This window comes from Acaryochloris sp. CCMEE 5410, from assembly GCF_000238775.2.
In the GTDB taxonomy this organism is placed as follows: domain Bacteria; phylum Cyanobacteriota; class Cyanobacteriia; order Thermosynechococcales; family Thermosynechococcaceae; genus Acaryochloris.
On the sequence record NZ_AFEJ02000001.1, the window covers coordinates 4,480,363 to 4,500,847 of the forward strand.

At 51.0% G+C, this 20,485-nt stretch carries 11 protein-coding genes and 1 pseudogene; 5 read left to right on the plus strand and 7 right to left on the minus strand.

Annotation, left to right across the window (positions count from 1 at the left end):
• Positions 1–16 precede the first annotated feature (16 nt).
• Positions 17–688, minus strand: a complete 672-nt coding sequence (locus tag ON05_RS20635; RefSeq protein WP_010467688.1) for a phosphatase PAP2 family protein — start codon at positions 686–688, stop codon at positions 17–19.
• A 105-nt stretch (positions 689–793) separates the two neighbouring features.
• A complete protein-coding gene (locus ON05_RS20640) occupies positions 794–1,186 on the minus strand; it encodes a DUF2237 family protein (RefSeq protein WP_010467687.1) in 393 nt (130 codons plus the stop codon).
• A 552-nt stretch (positions 1,187–1,738) separates the two neighbouring features.
• Here ON05_RS20640 and ON05_RS20645 point away from each other — a divergent pair.
• The gene (locus tag ON05_RS20645) at positions 1,739–3,346 is read left to right on the plus strand and encodes an SUMF1/EgtB/PvdO family nonheme iron enzyme (protein ID WP_010467686.1); all 1,608 of its coding nucleotides are present in this window, start codon (positions 1,739–1,741) and stop codon (positions 3,344–3,346) included.
• Positions 3,347–3,465: 119 nt separating this feature from the next.
• The gene (locus tag ON05_RS20650) at positions 3,466–5,085 is read left to right on the plus strand and encodes an SUMF1/EgtB/PvdO family nonheme iron enzyme (RefSeq protein WP_010467685.1); all 1,620 of its coding nucleotides are present in this window, start codon (positions 3,466–3,468) and stop codon (positions 5,083–5,085) included.
• 22 nt (positions 5,086–5,107) lie between these two features.
• Here ON05_RS20650 and ON05_RS20655 read toward each other — a convergent pair whose 3' ends face one another.
• The 5 genes from ON05_RS20655 to ON05_RS20675 form a co-directional block, all read right to left on the minus strand.
• Positions 5,108–8,521, minus strand: coding sequence for a hybrid sensor histidine kinase/response regulator (locus ON05_RS20655; protein ID WP_010467684.1), 3,414 nt, complete (start codon positions 8,519–8,521; stop codon positions 5,108–5,110).
• A 46-nt stretch (positions 8,522–8,567) separates the two neighbouring features.
• Positions 8,568–10,976, minus strand: a complete 2,409-nt coding sequence (locus tag ON05_RS20660) for a methyl-accepting chemotaxis protein (RefSeq protein ID WP_010467683.1) — start codon at positions 10,974–10,976, stop codon at positions 8,568–8,570.
• 72 nt (positions 10,977–11,048) lie between these two features.
• A complete protein-coding gene (locus ON05_RS20665; protein ID WP_010467682.1) occupies positions 11,049–11,612 on the minus strand; it encodes a chemotaxis protein CheW in 564 nt (187 codons plus the stop codon).
• Positions 11,613–11,978, minus strand: coding sequence for a response regulator transcription factor (locus tag ON05_RS20670; RefSeq protein ID WP_010467681.1), 366 nt, complete (start codon positions 11,976–11,978; stop codon positions 11,613–11,615).
• 116 nt (positions 11,979–12,094) lie between these two features.
• Positions 12,095–13,321, minus strand: coding sequence for a response regulator (locus tag ON05_RS20675; RefSeq protein ID WP_010467680.1), 1,227 nt, complete (start codon positions 13,319–13,321; stop codon positions 12,095–12,097).
• Between the two features lie 335 nt (positions 13,322–13,656).
• Here ON05_RS20675 and ON05_RS20680 point away from each other — a divergent pair, with 335 nt between their 5' ends.
• From ON05_RS20680 to ON05_RS20690, 3 genes and pseudogenes are all read left to right on the plus strand, one after another.
• On the plus strand, positions 13,657–14,727 hold the full coding sequence (locus ON05_RS20680; protein WP_010467679.1) for a DUF2817 domain-containing protein: 1,071 nt from the start codon (positions 13,657–13,659) through the stop codon (positions 14,725–14,727).
• Positions 14,728–15,006: 279 nt separating this feature from the next.
• Positions 15,007–16,535, plus strand: a pseudogene (locus ON05_RS20685) (IS5 family transposase).
• 250 nt (positions 16,536–16,785) lie between these two features.
• Positions 16,786–20,349, plus strand: coding sequence for a BRCT domain-containing protein (locus tag ON05_RS20690; protein ID WP_010475778.1), 3,564 nt, complete (start codon positions 16,786–16,788; stop codon positions 20,347–20,349).
• Positions 20,350–20,485 lie beyond the last annotated feature (136 nt).

A 20,485-nucleotide genomic window follows, 5' to 3' on the forward strand; every position in this document is an offset into this window, starting at 1 on the left:
GAGCATGGAAGAGGGGTTAATCGGATGCAGTCTCCGTTGACCGAGCTAACAGGAGGGACTGGGAGATCAGGCAGACGGCTAACCAAACCAAGCCTGCAGCATAGCCAGCCACCACGTCGGTGGGCCAATGAACGCCAATATAGAGTCGACTAAATCCAATGGTGGCAATCAGACTCGTGCCCATAGTCACCATCAGCAACCGGAAGGAGCGAAACTGGCGAATTAAACCGTAGACCACCACGGCATAGAAAACTAGAGAGACCATAGCATGGCCGCTGGGAAAGCTATAGAAGGGCACCTGCAAAATTTGGTCCCAGAGGGCGGGGCGATGACGGGCGAATAGCTCTTTGAGCCAGATATTGAGTCCCAAGGAACCCCCAATCGCGATCACAAAGCCTAGAGCTTCTTGGCGTCGTTTTTGCCACAACAAGATCCCTCCCATAGCCAAGGTGAAGGGGAACAGAATCAGGGGTTCACCGAGATAGGTCACTAACACCATCAACCGATCTAAGGTTGGGGTGTGGAGATGGTGAATGGCCAGCAAAATCTGGGTGTCTAAGGTTTCAATTTGGGGAAGCAGGGTTGCGATCGCAACAAACAGACCGAAAGCTAATCCCGTTACCACCATTCCCCAGCGCTGCCAGGGCGAACGAACCGATTGGCTTTGCTGAATCAGCCATTTCAACATAGAGAGATTAAAGCAACGTCAAAGTAGCAGGCAGATGACCTACAAACTTAACTGTACGTTATATACCTTAACGTCGGTTTAATGGCTGCTTATGAACGGGTTGTCTTAGTCACCTTTAGCATCGACCGCATATTGTTTGAGATCCTCAAGGGAGACATGCTCTAGGGCCATGGCATGGGTGGCGGCTAGATTCACGGGGGGCGCGACTCCTGCGTCTAAAGCTTGCTGCCAGCGAGAAGCACATAAGCACCAGCAGTCACCGGGTTTCAGACCTGGGAACCCATAAATGGGGGCGGGGCTACTTAAATCATTGCCTTGAGCTTGGGTATAGGCCAAAAACTCAGCGGTGACTTGGGCGCAGACAATATGAGCCCCCATATCTCCAGCGCCAGTATTACACTTGCCATCCCGATAAAATCCTGTCATGGGCGACGTGCAGCAGATCTGTAAGGGACCTCCCAGTACATTGGTGGCTTCTGTCTTCATGGCTTTTGTCATTCCCGTTGCTCCAACAGCCTGGCCTAGACAAACCTTAGCAGGTCCTCTCTTCTCAGGTAAAAAGTTCAGGGCCAAGACCTCAAGAAAGAGTGGGGAAATCTTGAATGCATAAAAATCGTAAAATTAGCAGATAAGTCAATAACGATTTTAGGAAAAAATGAGTTATATGCTCTTTTCGGTCTTGTGATTTTATGGGGGGTTTGATTAATAAATAAAGATCGCTACTATTGAATCTTGATAGTGCTCCTAGCTGTTTGTCTTGAAATCATGATTTTAGTAAAAAAGTTGCAATGAGCGAGTAGAGGGAGACTAGATTATTCTCTTTAGAAAAGATTTATAATTCAGGATTTTTTTGTGCAAGAAATTGATTTCTCTTGACTAGAGAAAGAATAACTCAGACTTTATGGTGGCCGTTAAATATCTGCAGAATGAGTTAAGAAAGGCAGGGGTGGCTTCAAGGGCTGGCCTTTGTGAATAGATCAAACAAACCGTTGAGGGTGCTTGCCCTTAGAGACGTGATTGAGAAACAGGCATCTGGCAATCGGTATGGGAATGCAGCGCAGACAGTTTTTACGCTTTGGGGGCACCGCCTTGCTGACCCTTGTGGCTTCTCCCCGGTCCTTCGCGAAATCCGTTGATGACATTCGCAAAATCGCCCGACAGATTACCGTCAAGATCCTGACTCAAGGGCCGTCTGGGTCGGGGATTCTGATTCAAAAAAAGGGGCCGATCTATACGGTGCTGACGGCTGCCCATGTGATTAAAAACTCAAATCGTGGGGAAGAAGCCTATGCCATGACGAGTGATGGTGAGAATCACTTGCTCGATACCCAAGCCATGAAGACTGGCTCTAACTTGGATCTTGCGATCGCAACCTTCTACAGCAATAAAACCTATGGTGTGACGGATATCGGTCAATTTAAAACCCTCGATATTTTGGATGAAATCTATGTGGGAGGGTATCCCTTTGCGGATCAGGGCCTATCCGTCTCGACCATTACGCTAACCCGGGGAGAGGTTGCTTCGATTGGCCCCTTTGAGGATGGCTATGGGTTTTCCTATACTGCCGTGACCAAAGCGGGGATGAGTGGTGGTCCCATCCTTAATCAGGCAGGTCAACTCATAGGCGTTCATGGTCGAGCAGCAGGACAGCGATTAAAACAGTTTCGGCTCAAGGATGGCCTGAATTTGGGGATTCCCATCGATACCGCCATCGAGGTATTTGGTTTGAAGACCCTGGCTCCAACGGCGGCGCAACCTGACGAACCGGAGCCTCAAGCTGCTGAGACTGATCCGCCAGAGGAAGAGCCCTCTAGCCCGTCACCAGAGTCCCCTTTGGTACGTTTCACCTTTGAAGTGCTGGGGGTCAATGACAAAGGCCAGGTGCGTCAACGGACGCAACAGTCGGCCCAATCTTATCGCCAACCCTTGGTGGAGGGCGTGGCCTTGGAGATGGTCTCTATTCCCGAGGGACAGTTCACGATGGGCTCGCCGGTCACCGAAACCCATCGTCAGAAAAACGAAGATCCGAAGCATGTTGTGAATGTCCCGGCGTTTTTGATGGGGAAATATCCCATTACCCAAGCCCAATGGCAGGCCATTATGGGAGACAATCCCTCTAAGTTTCAGGGGGCTAATCATCCCGTCGATCAAGTTAGCTGGTTTTTAGCGGAAGAGTTTTGTCAAAAACTGTCTTTGGCGACGGGGCAAGACTACCGGCTGCCCAGTGAAGCCGAATGGGAATATGCCGCCCGAGCGGGTACCGATACCCCGTTTCACTTTGGTCAGACCATCACCACCGATCTGGCCAATTATGATGGCAATTACGCCTATGACAAAGGCCCCAAGGGCACTTTCAGAAAGAAAACGGTGCCGGTGGACCAATTGGCCGGGAATGCCTTTGGATTGTTCAATATGCATGGCCAGGTTTGGGAATGGTGTCTAGACCATTGGCATGATACTTACAAGGGCGCGCCTACGGATGGTACGGCCTGGGTTGAGCAGGGTGATCCGAAAATGCGCCGAGTGCGACGAGGGGGATCTTGGTATGACAGTCCCCATGCCTGCCGATCGGCGTTCCGCTATCGCTCCTATCCCTATGCCTATAAGGGGTCTTTTGGTTTACGCGTGGTTTTGCCTGCCCTGAAGTCATCGGTGTAGAGGACTGGCTTTGGGGAGAGAATGCGCTCATACCCGAATCACCTTCTAATCCGAGACATTCCTAAATAGAGCGGATACAGTAGGAATAAGGGTTTTGCAGTGCATTGATATAGATTGGAATGGGCATAAAGCGGCGTCAGTTTTTGTGGTTTGGGGGGGCTGCTGTGATCAGCTTGGCCTCTTCCCAATGGTCTTTAGCCAAATCAGTTCGGGATATTCGCCAAATTGCCCGTCGCATTACTGTTCGCATAATGACCCAAGGCCCCTCTGGCTCCGGGGTGTTAATCAAGCGAAACGACAATATTTATACCGTGCTGACGGCGGCCCATGTGATCAAAAATTCTAACCGGGGTGAGGAAGCCTATGTGGAAACCTATGACGGTGAAACTCATTTGCTCAACACCCAAATGATGCAGGTGGATGCCAAAGCGGATATTGCGATCGCAACCTTCACGTCCAACAACAACTATCGCACCACCAACATCGGCAAGTTTAAAGACCTGGGCATTTTGGATGATATTTACGTCGGTGGTTATCCCCTCGCGGATCAGGCCATTTCCGTCTCTACCATGACCCTAACTCGGGGCGAAGTCGCCTCCATCGGGGAATTTGAGGATGGCTATGGGTTCTCCTATACCGCCGTTACCAAGGCAGGCATGAGCGGTGGCCCAGTGTTAGATCGCGAAGGTCGTCTGATTGGGATTCATGGCCGGGCGGCGGGACAGCGCTTACAGGACGTGCGCATCAAAGATGGTTTGAATTTAGGGATTCCGATCTCAACTGCGATCGCAACCTTTGGTCTCAACAATAAATACCAACCCTTGACCGCTGAGCAACCGGATACCGCTGAACCCCAGACCTCTGAACCTGCTGAACCGGAGTCTACCCCAGAACCACCGGAGGAAACTCTGCCCGGCCTATCGCGGTTTGCCTTTGAAGTGGTAGGGGTGAATGCAACAGGCCAAATCCAAACCCGCAGCCGCCAGTCCGCCCAATATTATCGCCAGCAGCTAAAAGACGGGCAGACCCTGGATATGGTCTATATTCCAGGGGGAAAATTTAGTATGGGCTCTCCAGCAATGGAAGCCAATCGCCAGGGCAGTGAAGGTCCCCAACACCCGGTCACCGTGCCCACCTTTTTTATCGGTAAATATCCGATTACCCAAGCTCAATGGCAGGCCGTGATGGGGGAGAATCCGGCCAAGTTTCAGGGGGCAGATCGTCCCGTCGAGCAAGTGAGCTGGCAGACCGCGACGGAGTTTTGCCAAAAACTATCGGAACTCACGGGGCAGGACTATCGCTTACCCAGTGAAGCGGAATGGGAATATGCCGCCCGCGCTGGGACTAGCGCCCCTTTCTGTGTAGGGGCTACTCTAACCACGGACTTAGCCAACTACGACGGCAACTATACCTATGGTCGCGGCCCTCGCGGCACCTTTAGAAAAGCCACAACCCCGGTGGGGCAATTTGCACCGAACCCCTTTGGCCTCTATGACATGCATGGTCAAGTCTGGGAATGGTGCCAGGATCATTGGCATGACACCTACAAAGGGGCACCTGCGGATGGATCTGCCTGGGTAAAGGATGCGGATGTGCGATCGCACCGAGTCAGACGAGGGGGATCTTGGTACGACGGTCCTCATGCTTGCCGGTCTGCTTTTCGCTATCGGTCATTACCAAGCAACTATCAGAACTCCTATGGCCTAAGAGTGGTCTGTCAAGGGTTTAAGGATATTTAGCGCCCCAGCAGGATCAAAAGAACTAACCCACTAACTCCGGGGTCTTCTGGGCAATCAACTTCGCTAGAGTATCGAGTAACTCCTGCTCGTTAAAGGGCTTGGAGAAATAGGCCGACGCACCCAAATTCATGGCAACCTTGCGGTGTTTTTCGTGACTGCGGGAGGTCAGCATCACAATCGGTAACTCTTCAAACTGAAGTTGGCCTTTGACTTCTTCCAGGACGCCATAGCCATCCAATCGAGGCATTTCAATATCACAAACCACTGCCTGTACAGCTAAGCCGCTTTCCAGTTTGTCCACGGCTTCTTGACCGTCCTTGGCCTGTTCAACCTGATAGCCCGCCTTTTCTAAAGTCAGGGCTAAGAAGCGACGGACATTAACAGAGTCATCCACCACCAGGATGGTATTGTCCGAGCTGACAGAAGGCAGGGATTCGACGGGAGGAGTAATGTCGGTTTGTTGTCGTTCCAGGGACCATTTGAGAATGGACAATGGGTCGAGGATGGGGACCACACGACCGTCCCCTAAGACCGTAGAACTCACAAATCCGGGGGGCATGGGTAAGGGGCTGGCGATGTCGCGAATGGTCACTTCCTGTTCACCCCAGAACCGTTCGATTTCTAGGCCACCGATCTGGTCATCCTCCCCAACCACGAGAATAGTGGGTTTGTTAATAACCGGAGTCCCGGACATTTCGGAGAATCGGCGGGTTTGATTAAAGGCCCAATGCTGAGCCAAGTTGATGATGGGAATGGTTCGATCTTGCCAGGTCAATGTGTGAGACGCTTCAATCCTTTGAATTTGGTCTGATTGCAGTTGCAAAAGTTCGCAAATGCTTTCACTCGGCACCGCAAAGATGAATCCTGAATGATCGAGCAGCATGACTCGCAAAATCGAGAGGGTATAGGGAACTGAAAGGGTGAAGGTGGTGCCTACACTCTGTTCAGTATGGACCTGAATTTCACCTCGGATGTCGCGCAGGTTGTTGCGCACAACATCCATGCCGACGCCTCGTCCAGAGATTTCAGTCACTTGGTCGGCTGTACTAAAGCCCGGTTCAAAAATACAGTCTAGTAAATCGGCTTCAGAGAGTTGAGAGACTTCCCATTCCGGAATGCCCATGGCCTGCAAACGATCACGGACCTTATCAAGGCGAATCCCTGCACCATCATCGCTCAGGGTAATGACTGTTTGTGCCCCCCGATTACGGGCTTGAATCGTAATCGTGCCTGTTGGAGTTTTGCCAATGGAAATCCGGCGCTCCTGGCTACCAATTCCATGATCAAAGGCATTACGAAGCAGATGATTCAGGGCATCTCCTAGGGGGTCCAGTACCGCGCGGTCAATCAGGGTGGCATCCCCTTCTATCGCCAGGTTAACTGGCTTGTTAAACTGAACGCTCAAATCTCGAATCATCCGGGGAAACCGTTTGACGATTTCTCGGAAAGGCACCATCTGGGTGCGGGTGACATTCGTCTGCAACGAGCGGGTGGTTTGGTTAATGTCGCGGACTGCCTGACCCATATCCTGTAGGGTCAGTTCAATATCGGAGCCCACCTCTTGTAACTGAACAATCGTTTCAATTTGGTCTTGGGCAATCAGGTGCAAGTCCGTATACTGGTCCATTTCTAGGGCATCAAATTGCCCGGATCTGGGTTCAGCCAGTTGTTCCGGTTGCGCGGGAGCGGCTTCTTCGGCAGGGACGATGCCCTCCATAGAGGCGCGGTCGTACCATTGCTGAAGCTGTGTATTGGAGGCTTCTAATTGACGAATCCGCTGTCGAATCAGTTGGGTGTAGGCTTGCAACTGCTCAAAACGCAGATTGACCGTATTCCGATCTAGAATCAACTTCCCGAACAGGGTATTAAATTGCTCTAGTTGTTCCACGGGAACCCGCACCGTTTTACCGCTGAGGGGCTTCACAGGGGCAGCAGCAGGCTGGGCTGCCGTGGTTTGTTCCAAAATTTGAGCCGCACTCTCCAGGGTTAAGGGGAGATCAGCAACTTCCTCTTGGATCGTTGAGTCTACGGCAGACTCAACCAGATCGGAGGTCACTTCAAAGGCTTGCTGTAGATCTGCTAGCTCCATCGAATCCTGCAGATTGGCGAGGGCATCTGCGTTTAATAAGTCCTCTGGAGCAAAGTCGTCAGCAGCGATCTCGGCAGGAAATTCCAGCGCTGACTCGGGCAACTCGACTGATAAGGCATCGGCTAAGTTAGCGATGGCCGGATCATCTAGAGCAATGTGCTCTAAATTGACCGCTTCTGGTGCTTCAGGGCTAGGCAGATCCGTGGCTAAAGCATCCGCTAGATCAGCGACAGCCGGATCATCAAGGGTAATCTCTTCTAGCGTTTCGGAGTTAGGCAGATCGGTGGCGAGGGTGTCTGCTAAGTGGGCAACAGCCGGATCATTAAAAGCAAGATCTTCTATAGGGTCCGTTTCTATCAACTCAGGGTTAGGCAGATCCGTTCCTAAAGCACCTGCGAGGTCGTCAACAGCAGCATCTTCTAGGTTAATCTCCCCTGGCAATTCAATAGCGCCAAAGTCAGCTTGTAGAGCCGATAGGTCGACGGAGTCTAGGGCAGTTTCAAAGTCGGTTTCAGGGCTGGAGGCCATCGTTGGCGTAAAGTCCAGAAGCTCATGGGGGAGCTTCTCAAAACTTCGACGCAGGACCAACGCATGGGACCGTCGCCAGGTTTTGAGGGCGGCCGTCGAGAGTTCAGGAATCTGCTCCGGTACAACCTGGGTCGCCAGTTCCTGGATTGATTGGCAGAGCTGAATAAAGGAGTCTAAATTGGCCATATGGCCGAAGGCCACCAATTCTTCGGCGGTCATCGCGAGTTCAGCCGCTAGTTGAGGGGCTGGCAAGGTGCCAAAATAGCCTTCAATGCGATCGAGAACAGCTTCCACCCCATCCTCAAACATGAGTAACGCCGGATCGACTTCTTCGTCGTCACCACTGAGCAGCGCATTTTCGTCTTCGTCCGTTACCTCTCCCAAATGGGTCTGCAGTTGGTCAAAGACGGGGGTGATATGGGCAGCCATCCAGTCAGCATCAATGTCAGCCCCTTGCTGATAGCGATCGCCCACTTGTCGCAAGCAATCTAAGCCTTGCAACAGGAGGGTTTCTACCTCTGTTTCGATGGTTTTGGAGGCATGGTGAACCCGCAGGATCTTGAAAAAATCTTCCAGACGGTGGGCCACTTTACTCAGATCCATCAGCCCCATCATCGCCGCCCCCCCTTTGACAGAGTGGGAGGCCCTGAGCGCTTCATCGAGTTGTTCGGGGTCTGCTGCGTTGGTGGCGAGACCCAGCAAAACGCGTTCAATCTTTTCGTAGCAGTCTTCCGCTTCTTCGAGAAATTTGAACTGGACTTGTTGTTCTTTATCCATAGTGCTGAGGCGATGATAGGTCGCTAATGTCGATGGGGGCATCCTGTGTCTCAATCCAGGGCGCTCGAAAGGCAAGCGCTCGAAGGTTTTAGCTTGCTTCTTCGACCTTAAACTGGGCCACGGCTGCTTCCATCTGCTCGGCCACGGCTGCTGTTTCCTGCATGGATTCGGCCACCTGGGTGGAGGATTCCGCTCGTTGTTCAGATTGGGCTGCCATTTGTTGCATGAGGGTCGTCACCACTTTGGAGGTTTCGGTTTGGGATACGGTGGCGTCTGAAATCGAGCGCATCAGGTCGTTAATTTCTTGCGAACGGTTGAGAACAACCGCCAGCTTGTCTTTAGTCGTTTCCACTAGGCGGGTACTATCGACCACCTGGTTGGTGCCGATTTCCATGGCTTCGGTTACTTCTTTGGTCTCGGCTTGAATACCAGCCACAATTTGGGCAATTTCCTTGGTCGCAGCAGCGGACTGTTCCGCCAGAGCACCCACCTGTTCCGCAACCACGGTGAAACCTTGCCCCTGCTCACCAGCGCGGCTGGCTTCTACACTGGCGTTGATGGCGAGAAGGTTTGTTTTCAGTGCAATTTCTTCAATCAAAGACACCACCTGGGAAATCTTTTGAGAGGATTCGCCCAAACGCTTAATTTTCTTAGCCGTTTCACCCACCGTATTTCGGAGGCTGAGAATACTATCCACCGTTTGATCCATGGCATCACTGCCCTCTTGGACGGTGGTGTAGGCTTGGTCAGAAATCAGCGCGGCTTTACCGGCGTTGCTGGCCACATCCTCAATGGAGGTGGACATTTGCTCAATGGAGTTCAGCGTGGAACGGGTTCGTTCGGTTTCTTGAATCGCTTGTTCGGCGAGGGTCTGCATTTCCCCTTTACTCGCGTTCAGAGACGAACTCACCTTGACCGAGGAGTCTTTTACTTGGCCCGCAATCTCATTGAGGTTATCGATAATGGCGTTGAACAAGTCCGCAACGGTACTCATTTCCATGGAGTTTAAGCTGGCGCGGACGGTTAAGTCTCCATCCACCGCTTCTCCCACTTCATCGAGGAGCTGGTAAATTTCCATTTCCAGCTTGTCGCGGGATTCTTTTTGCTCTTCGGCGGCTTGTTCCGTTTTTTCCAGGAGCGTTTTCACCTCAGACACCATGGTGTTAAAGGTTCGGGCTAGGGTGCGAGTTTCTTGGGTGCCTTCTTCTGCCGCTTCCACATCCAAGTTGCCACTAGCGGCTTCGCCTGCGGTATCCGTCAATTTAGCTAAGGGATTCGACACCGAGTTAGACAACCAGTAAATCAGGGCAGTAATAATCCCAGCCAGCAATAGACCCATACCCGCGAATAGGAGCAACTGTTGTTGCGCCAAGGCGGCTTCTTCTGCCGTTTCCACGGAGGCAATCGCTACCAGTTTTGTCCCTGGAATAATGGATACGTTAAAGAATCGATCCTTGTAGGTAAAAGCGGCGATGACTAACTTGAAATCCCCCGCTGCCTGTTCCTTGATCTTCAGGTCGGTAATGCCAGGAATATTTCGAATCTGGGCCTTTGTGTCATTTAAATCGCCCGCTTCTGCTTCTAGATAATCTTCGATGAGTTTGGCAGCGGCTAACACATCTGCCCCACCTGTCACCTCTTGATTTTGGAGATCACTTCCTTCAGCCGTAATGGTATCTACTACTGCGTTGGTCTCCAGTTTGGGGTTCACAATTTGGACAATTTCTGACTCGGTTAGGTTGGGGGACACCAGGGTACTGATGGCTTCGTCCAACGCTTTGGTGGGTATTCCAACTTTCGTCACCCCAATGAAATTCCCCGCATCATCCTTAACTGTTTTGGAAATGGCAATGACGTTTTGATTGGATGATTCATCGAATTCAGGTTCTTCGATAAATTGTCCTTTCTCTTTAGCCATCTGCCACCAGCGCTCATCGTTTTGAACAAAGTCGGAGGTGGGATTGCTATAGCCCACGTTAAATCCATTCTTGTCCGTGACGAACACTTCAGCTAACTGACCATTCTTGACAACGCGTTGTAGGTACTCATTTAATTTAGCGTTGGGTTTGAGCAGTTTGGTACTCGCAAACTGCTGTTCCACTGCTTCAATAGGCTTCTGGGGCAAGCCTTGGGCCTCAGCTTGTTGGGCGCCAGCTTTTACCGCTTCTAGTAATAATGGGTCACTATCAATAATGTCTGGAAATTTTAGGGCGTCTTTTAAGAAAATGGCGCTGGCTTCACTAGACAGTAAGCTCACCTCTTCTAACTGCAATAGAGCTTTTGCCTTAAGCTGGGTTTCCGTTTGCACGTAACCGATCACACTTGCAATCGCCACTGGGGCCAAAGCCACGGGCAAAACGGTGGTTAATAGTTTTTGGCGCAGGGTGGCAGCCGGTTTGGTGTAGGGGGTGGCTGGGTCAACGTTGAGATCTTGGGCCGCCATGTTGCCGTTGCTGGCTGTGGCGTCTGCTAGGGTGATGTCCTGTTGGGTCGTCATGGTCTTGTGGTGAAAGTAGCTAAAGAATAAAGAAAGCTGCCAACTAAACGTTGACGGGGATGCTGTTGCAGGTTAGGTCGGATATAAAGCCGGTGCTTTGGCCAGGAATGGCGGATAGAAAAGATACAGGGTTTGCTCGTCCTGTTGGCAAGTACCGGTAACGTAGGGACTTAGGTTTGCCGGACAGGCAGCAATTTCGGTTTGCAGTTGCTCTTCTTGCAATCGGGTGACCCCTTGAATTTGGGGGACGGCCAGCCCCAAAAGCGCCTCTCCAGTGCCCGAGCGTTGATAGTCAGAAGGAGGTACCCGTGCAACAATCACGCGGTATCGGCGCTGGCTACCGGTGATATCAGGGTATCCCAACAACTGGGGCAGATTGACCACACAGAAGACCTGATCTCGGGAATTCATTAACCCCAGCACCGATCGGGCCATATTAGGGATGAGGGTAATCTGCTCAGCCTCTACAATTAAGGACTCCTGGACATGCTCCATTGAGAGCAAAGCGCCGATACCCTCTGCCACCATAAACCGCAGATAGGGTTGTCCGGTGAGCTGAGTGGACTGAAATAACTGGGGTAGCAGCTCTTGCAGTCGTGATAGTGAAGTTGTAGAGGCAGTCGGTTGTTGGGTCATTTATTTCATTGCCGCTCTCAGGGCACTCACGAGTTCTTGCTTGGTGCAGGGTTTGGTGACATAGGCTTCTACCCCTTGCTTGGCAGCCCACATGCGATCGACATCTCGATCCTTAGCGGTACAGGCTACTACGGGAATATCGGCGGTGTCGGGATTTTTGCGGAGCTTTCGGGCTAGGTCTAACCCGCCCATTCCTGGCATCATCCAATCGGTGACGATGGCATCAGGCTTGTTCTGATTGACTTTTTCTAGTGCCTCTGTGCCATTGGTAGCCGTGACGATGGTGTAGCCTTCTTCGGTCAGGTATTGACAGAGTAAGTCCAGTTCGGATTGGAGGTCATCGACGACTAAGATTTTGCTGCTCATGGTGTGTCCTTGGGTGGCTAAGTTATGGAACGTCAGTAGAGTTGAGGAATTGGAATGAGAGTGGTGTGGGGTAGACAGGCTAACCGATGTGAGTCCATTGGAACTCACCTATACTCCTAAGCTGGATTGAGTTGAGTCAGGTATTTCTCCACCACATCTGTGAGACCTTGTTGGGTAAAGGGTTTGGTGAAGTAATCGGTGGCACCGGCCAATTTGGCACGGGCTTTATCAATCAGCCCCGTATTTCCCGTCACCATGATGATCGGGGTTTCGTCAAAGACGGCACTACTTCTGAGCAGACTGCACAAACGGTAACCGTTTATTTTGGGCATTGTGATATCGAGCAAAATCAGATCGGGCTTGATCCGAAAGATGACTGAAGAGGCTTGAATCGGGTCATCGACCGTTGTGACCTCGTATCGAGTATTCCCTAAAAACCGCTCAATCTCACTCAAAATCGTTGGGCTATCGTCAATGCAGACAATCTTAAAGACGCGATTAGCGGCCTGGGCTGTCTGAGCAGCTTGGGTTACGGTCGGCGTTTTAGGAACACCCGGCACCCGAGGGAGTTGGTCAAAAGGCGGCTGGGGATTGCGTAAAAAAATGACCTGCTGTTCCACATAGGGACCAAAGAGCTGAGCAATATGCAGCTCGTCTTGTTTGAGCAAAACTGACAGCTGGCGAATACTAAATCCTCGACTCATTAACTGGGCGAGTTTCGTCAGCGCTTCCGGGGACAGTTTGCCCCCCTGAACGGGTTTGCTGATATGGCGAAAATCTAATAGGTAAGGACGCTGATAAGGTGACCAAATTTCTTTGCTACAACTTTGCCAACCCTTCATGCGTTGCTTGAGGAAGCGAACCGTATCGACTACGTCCACTAAAGGCGTTTGCCCCAACACCGTCGTCACCCATTCCGGCGAAGGCGTACCATTTTCCCAAACGGCTCTGGCTTGACGCAGCCATAAAAAGGTTTCTAATGCATCTTGAGTAATATCTTCAATCAGCTGTCTGGATTGGATCTCATCTAGCATATGGCGTTCCTGCAGCCAGAGCATTGATCGCTGAATGAGTCCTTGGGCCTTGGTGACGGTTGTGACCCCAGCCTCCGTTGCGGGTGGCATTTCTTTAAGGACGTTATATGCCTGGTCTAACCCTTGTCGGCATAGGAAATAGCTGAGTTGGGCCAGGGTTTGAATGGAGCAGTCTACATACTGTAGGTCCCCCTCATTTAAGTAAATGTGCCAAACGGCTTTACCATTACTCGCTTTGAGTACGCCCGTCGCACTAGAGCTTGATAACTCAGTTAACAGCTGATACGGATCAAACTTAGAGGGTTCCATAGGCGTTGGTACAATCGAAGAGAAGAAAGCTGTTATGGCGTTCAGTTGTGCAGAAAATATTGAAGGTATTTTAATTCAATATTCTACAGTGAATCTTTAGATTCTTGTTACAAAAAGAAATGCTTTTCAATAAAAAACAACTTATATCTAGTTTACCCGCCTACTTTTGCTACTCAGATCAGTAATTTCCCGGATGTTTCTGATTCTTAAAGCTCTAATTTTGTAGTTTTTTAAGATTTAGGACTATCTAAAGGTTGTGGGGGCAGGGAGTGTCGTGTTCCGTTAAACTCACACCATAAAGTTGTAATAGAGTGAGTACTCTGCCCTAACCCTTTGTGTTCCCTTCTGATTATTGGCAAGGACGCGATCGCTTCCGTCATGCGGCCCAATCCCTAAATTGTGTCCTCGAAACCTATCCCATCCAAGCCCTCGGTCCTCAAGACCGAGCCTTGAGTATTGATGTGGCCCGATATGGGTCTAAATCCCCCCACACCACTTTGCTCGTCTCCAGTGGCTTGCATGGGGTCGAAGGCTATTGCGGATCAGCCATCCAGTGGGCACTGTTGACCGATGTGCTGCCCCAGCTCACCTTGCCAAAAGGGGTGGCAGTACTGTTGATTCATGCTCTCAATCCCTATGGCTTTGCCTGGAATCGTCGCTGCAATGAAGACAATATCGATCTAAATCGTAATTTTCTATTGCCAGGACAATCGTTTACAGGCAGTCCAGAGGCGTATACTCAACTGGATTCTTTTCTGAATCCCCGTCAACCGCCGACCCCACGAGATCCTTATACCCTCAAGCTGTTGGGGTATGCCCTTCGATATGGCGTATCGTCCCTCAAGCAAGCGCTGCCCGTTGGCCAGTATGAGTTTCCCCAGGGCCTCTTTTTTGGGGGGCAAGCCCCTGCCCAGACCCAGCAGATTTTGGCGTCGCAACTTCCCATTTGGTTAGGGCAAACCCAGCTTATTGTTCATCTGGACTTACATACGGGGCTAGGACGATGGACCGCGCCTACGTTCTTAGTGAAGCCTCAAGCCCACCAGACCGATCTGCCCTGGTTTCAACAAACCTTTACGGCGGAAGGTCTGCAAATCCTGGGGCAACAAGGCGCAACCTATATTTGCCAGGGAGATATCGGTCCTTGGTGCCAAGCTTTGATGCAGGGGCGAGACTATCGATTTGCCACGGTGGAATTTGGCACTTATCCGCTATTGCCGGTGCTTAAAGCAATGCGGGCAGAGAATCAGGCCCATTGGTGGGATGAGCCAGGGGCATCTACCTATGCCTGGGCCAAATCGTTACTGCTGGAAGCTAATGCACCTACGAGTAATGAATGGCGTCAAGCCGTTGTTGCTAAAGGCGTGGCTTTGATTCATCAAGCGTTTGCCGGATTAGAAAGATAATATCCCACCTATTAATTCCAGATTTTTTAGGTGTGAAGTGTTGAAGCCAACACTATGTTAAGGATGCTGAGGCAGGGGTGGGGGCACATCTTTGCAAACTAGTGCTCAAGTCTTTTGTACAGGTCTGGTGAAAGCGTCATCCATGCCAGCCTTCAACTATTTAGGGCTTGCTTCGAAAGTCTAAGGTTGAATATTTGCAGTGTATCCAAGTGTTGAGCGCCCTTGAGAAGTGCAAGGAAAATCGTTCAAAATACTCAAAACCTTTGCACATGCACCCCAATGTATCGTCGCCCATCCCCCGGTCAACTGTCCTTTAAGAACTTCTACTTGCCCTTCGGAGGCAAACTATCAGAAGAGAATCGCTGGGTCAAACTCGCCGAGCTGATTCCCTGGGAAAGCTTTGAATCAGAATATGCAGACCAATTCAGTCAGACCATGGGGGCACCTGCCAAACCCTTTCGTGTGGCCTTAGGGACCTTAATCATCAAAGAGAAATTGGGTGTATCCGACGCAGAGACCGTAGAACAGATTCGAGAGAACCCCTACTTGCAGTACTTTCTGGGGTTTAGTGAATATCGAGAGAGTGCTCCGTTTGATGCCTCCATGCTGGTTCACTTTCGCCAACGGTTGAATCTAGAGCTGCTGACTCAAGTCAACGACGCAGTCGTGGAATCAGTGCTCGCATCTGAGGGTTCTCCTGTTGTGATGTCCCCTGAGTCATCTCCTTCTCCTGAAGATGACGAAGATGAGCCTCCTGCCCCTCCCAACCAGGGCCAATTGTTGATAGACGCGACCTGTGCGCCAGCCGATATTCGCTATCCGACAGACTTAGATCTGCTCAATGATGCCCGCAAAGCGAGTGAAGCCATCCTTGATGCTTTATATGCTCAAGTCATGCTGTCTCTCAAGGGCAAACCTCGCACCTACCGCCAAAAGGCCCGCAAAGCTTATCTGGCCATTGCCAAGAAACGTCAACCGAGTCGCAAGCTGATTCGTAAAGGGATTCGTCAGCAGTTGGGCTATGTGCGTCGGAATCTAGCCCACATTGATGGATTGATAGCTTTAGGAGCGTCTCTGTCCCGACTGTCCCGGCGACAGTACCGTCTGTTGCTGGTGATTCATGAAGTCTTTCGACAGCAAGAGTGGATGTATCAACAGCACGTGCGTCGAGTAGATGACCGTATTGTCAGCCTCACTCAGCCTCATGTCCGACCGATGGTCCGAGGCAAAGCTGGAGTACCTGTTGAGTTTGGGGCCAAGCTATCCCTCAGTTGTGTCAACGGATGTGTGTTTCTGGAACGTTTAAGCTGGGATGCGTTCAATGAATCCCAGCATCTTCAATATCAAGTGGAAGCTTTTCATCGTCGCTTTGGCCATTATCCTCTCTCAGTCCATGCCGACCAAATCTATCGAACCCGAGCTAATCGACGATGGTGTAAAGCTCGAGGTATCCGATTGAGTGGACCACCGTTAGGAAGACCTCAACAAGACCCCCAGGTGCAGGGCCAACTCAAGCAACAAGCACGGGAGGACGAAAAGGTGAGAGTCCAAATTGAGGGCAAGTTTGGGCAGGCCAAGCGAAGATTTGGCTTGAATCGAGTGATGGCGAAGTTAGCGGATACGGCTGCTAGTGCGATTGCTATCACGTTCTTGGTGATGAATCTAGAGCGGTGGCTCCGCCACCTTTTATCATTCATTTTTGGGTGGGATTGCTGGTGTTGGAAAGCGTTATGGAGCTGCCAGGGCTGCCTTGGGGCTTTTCTAGGGCCAGTGAAGGAATATGGCCCTGGCCGTCACAACTGGGTTGATTGTACGATTTGATGCCAGGAATTAGCTCAATTTACTTTTTCAGCAAACCCTATTTACCTGCAGATGGCAGTTATGGCCATATCGGTAGCGCTAGTTGGAGCTGGTTACCGCGAGTATGTTGCTTCTGTTTAAACCAGTACTTAGGTCTTTTGTAGCGAATGTCCTAGCATTTCTCAGCGGAGAACGTCAGGATAAAGAGAAGGAACTGGTTTCCTGATTGTCATCATCCCCAAAGTCATCGTTACATCCATGCCTGAATTGTCTAGTATTCTTGATCTTCGTTTGGTTCTAGAAAGCGTTGGTGCGCTCCTATTGGGGACAGCTACCGTCGATACCCTGCGTCAACGGCAGCGGCAGCAGCAACTCACATCTGCCTCTGAAGAACAAAAACGGTTGCTAACAGCTGACCAAACCCGTCTGCAGACCGAGCAACAAACCCTTCAAACCGATAATGAGACGTTAACCACGGCCCTTGCCAAGGCTAAACAGGTGGTGGAGGCTCAAGAACAGAGCGTTGACGAGTTAAAGCAGCAGATCAGCCAGCTGCAACAGCAGCAACGCGCTTGGGCAGACGAGAAACAAGCCCAAGACCAGCAGCAGAAGACCCTAGAAACTGAACTAGAGACTCAAAAAGCGAAATGCCAACAGCTGCAGGCTGAATTGGATGAGCGGGCTGCTACGACTACGGAATTAGACACTCTCGCTGCTGCGAAGACGCAAGCGGAAGTGGATCTGCGCCAGGCTCAATCTAAAATGCGGGGCTTACAGCTCCAAGTGGATACCCTAACCCAAGCACAACAGCCCTTGCAGGCCAAGGTAATGGCAGCAGAGCAGACAGCCGCTGCCGCTACCCAAGCTAAGGCCCAACTGGAACAGCAGCTTGCCCAGTTGACTCAGACGCAACAGCAAGACCAATCTCAGGTGACGCAAGCCCAGGCAACGATTCAACGCCTTGAACAACAAGTGGCCAGCCTGACCACGACGCAAAAAACTTTAGAAAATCAGCTGCAACAGCAGTCTCAACGGGATCGTCAGCGTCAGAACTTAGCGACGGAAGTGGCTGTACTCCAAGATCAAATTGCGACCCTCACCACCCAAAACCAGAGCCTAGAGGATGATCGAGTTGCTGTCCAGCAGGAGAAAGCCACTCTAACCCAGCGATTAGAGACCCTAACGGCCACCCATGACCAGCTAGCCACCACCCAGGCTGAAACGGTTCAGCAGCTTGCTGCTCTGACTCAAACGCATCAGCAGTTGGAGCAAGCCCATGCTCAGCTAACAGCAGAGCTAGAAGGGCTCCATCATGCGCAGACGGATCTCTCTACCCTTCGTCAAGAAAAACAAACCCTGGAGTCTCTGGTTGCCGAGCAAAAACAGGAAATTGACGATTTAACCGGACGACTGGCCACGGCCAAAGATCTACAACGGCAGTTGGCAGAGGACTATGAAACAGCTCAGACCTCCTTGTCTGCTTTAGAGACCCAAGACACAGACTTCAACACAGAGCTGGCAGCGGATCTCCAAGATGCCCATGCTCAAATCCAGACTCTTCAGCAAAATCTGGAGACCCTGACCCAAAATAATCAGGCTCTGCTGAACCAGGTCGCCTCAGCTCCACCGGAGCAATCCCAAGCCTTACAGGAACTCGAACAAGCCCTGCAAGCTGCCCAATCCAGAAATCAACAGCAACAACAACAGTTGCAGGACCTAGCCCAAGAGAAAGAGTCCCTTGTGACTACCCTGCAAACCGCTCAATCGAACGCCACTGAGCTACAGCAGCAGATTGCATCCTTGACTCAGCAACAGCAGGAATTAGAGACGAGTTTAGAGCAAACCCAAACGGCAGATTCCAGCCTGATTACGGAACTTACTACCAATCAGCAGCAGCTCACCACGGAGCTAACTGATGCTCAAGAACTGATTACCAACCTGCGCCAGCAAATCTCAGATTTGGAAACCGCTCAAGAGGCACAACCCACCAGCACAGATCTTGAAGCCCTGACTCAAACCAATCAAATCCTATCGGCGGAACTGTCAGACTCACAAACAGCATTGACGACCCTACGTCAGCAACTTCAGACTCTGGAGCAGCAACAGCAACGCTTAGAGACTGAGCAAGGTGAAGTTACCAACGACCAGGCCAAAACCATTGCTGCTTTGGAATCCCAACTGCAAACCCTGCAACAAGAACGGGAGACCCTTAATCAGCAGGTGGCGGAATATCAAGGCCATCTTCCTCCTTTGCAACAGCAGATTACGGACTTAGAACAACAGCGACAAACTCTGGAGTCCGTATTACAAGGTGCCGAAACTCAAGCGCAAGACCTGGAACGGCAGCTCAATACCCTGATTCAGGAACAGACCCAAACTCAGCAAGATTTACAGGTTCAGCAGCAGCAGGTCATCACCCTAGAACAACGGGTACAGGCCCTGGAAGCGGAGAAGACTCAATTAGCATCTGCCCTCAGAGTCGCTGAAGCCGCCCCTATCCCTTTGCAGGATGCCTTACAGGAAGCTCAAACGGAACAAACTCAGCTGGAGCAACAGCTGACAGCACTCACCCAGCAGAATCAGGAATTACAAATTGCGGTCAATCAAGCCTCGGATACTTCTGCGTTGGAGACAGAGCTGGCAGCAGTGAAGGCGGAGCAGAAGCGTTTAACGGCAGCCTTACAAGCGGCTGAAGCCGCCCCCATCCCTTTGCAGACAGCTTTACAAGCTGCCCAGACTGAAAAGGCCAGTCTAGAGCAACAGCTCGCAGCACTAACAGAGCAGAATCAGACTCTACAAGATTCTCTAGAACAGGCCTCGGATACTGCAGCTTTGGAGACAGAGTTGGCGGCAGCGAAGGCAGAATGCGATCGCATCACCCAAGCCCAACAGACGGCAGAAACCACCATCCAAACCCTGACCGCCCAACTGAAAGCGCTAGAGTCCCTACCTGAGCAGGTCCAATCCCTGACCCAAGCGAACGCTCAGCTCGAAGCCGACCTCCAGCAGGCCACCACCATAACGGCAGAAATGGACCAGTTAACGCAGGCTCAGCAGGATCTGAAAGCAGAGCTATCGCAAGCTGAGGAAGAGAAACTAGGGTTGCGATCGCAACTCCAAACCTTAGAACAACAGGTGGTGGATCTGCAATCGGCGACATCATCCGTGGAACTAGAACAGCAGCTTCAAGATCTGACGACAGATCGCGATCAGCTTCAGCACAACTACGACACTGCCACGGCTAAAATCACGACCCTACAACAGCAACTCCAAACCTTAGAACAACAGGCTGCTGAGCTACCAGACTTAGGGGATGCCTTGCCCGAACAGATGATGGCAGCCATGAAAGAGGCCGACCAACAGATCACGACCCTAGAAACCCAAGTCAAAATCCTGAAAAAAGACAAGGTAGAGCTGGAAAAAGCGATGAAAATGGCCAGAGACGTCGTCTCGCATTTTGAGCAACAGGTTGAAAAACTCACCCAAGAAAAGCAACAGCTTGAACAACAATTCCAGATGTCTGCCTCAGATGATCCTGTGGCCACGGTCCCAGCAGTTGTCCCTGAATCGCAACCTGGCCTCCCCCTCGCGGGACAAAGTTTTGTTATCACTGGCAAACTGGCCCAGCTCAGTTATGAACAAGTGAAAACAATCATTCAGGAAGCAGGCGGTACTATCAATACCCACCCCAGTTCTAAAACCAGCTATGTCGTCGTCGGCAAAGATCCAGGCAACAAGCTGAAAAAGGCTGAGAAATATAGTATTCCGCAATTATCAGAGCAGCAGTTAATGGAGCTATTGGGGTTAGATCTCTCTGCTTGAAGAATCTACTGGCTTTCGAGGGCTTTGTTGCAAAATTTTGCAGTCTTCGAAGAAATATAGAATTCCATGTCTCCAGCCTTAGTAAACCCGCTGAACCTTAGATAGGCATGGGAAAATCGTGTTCGGATTTTTGGCC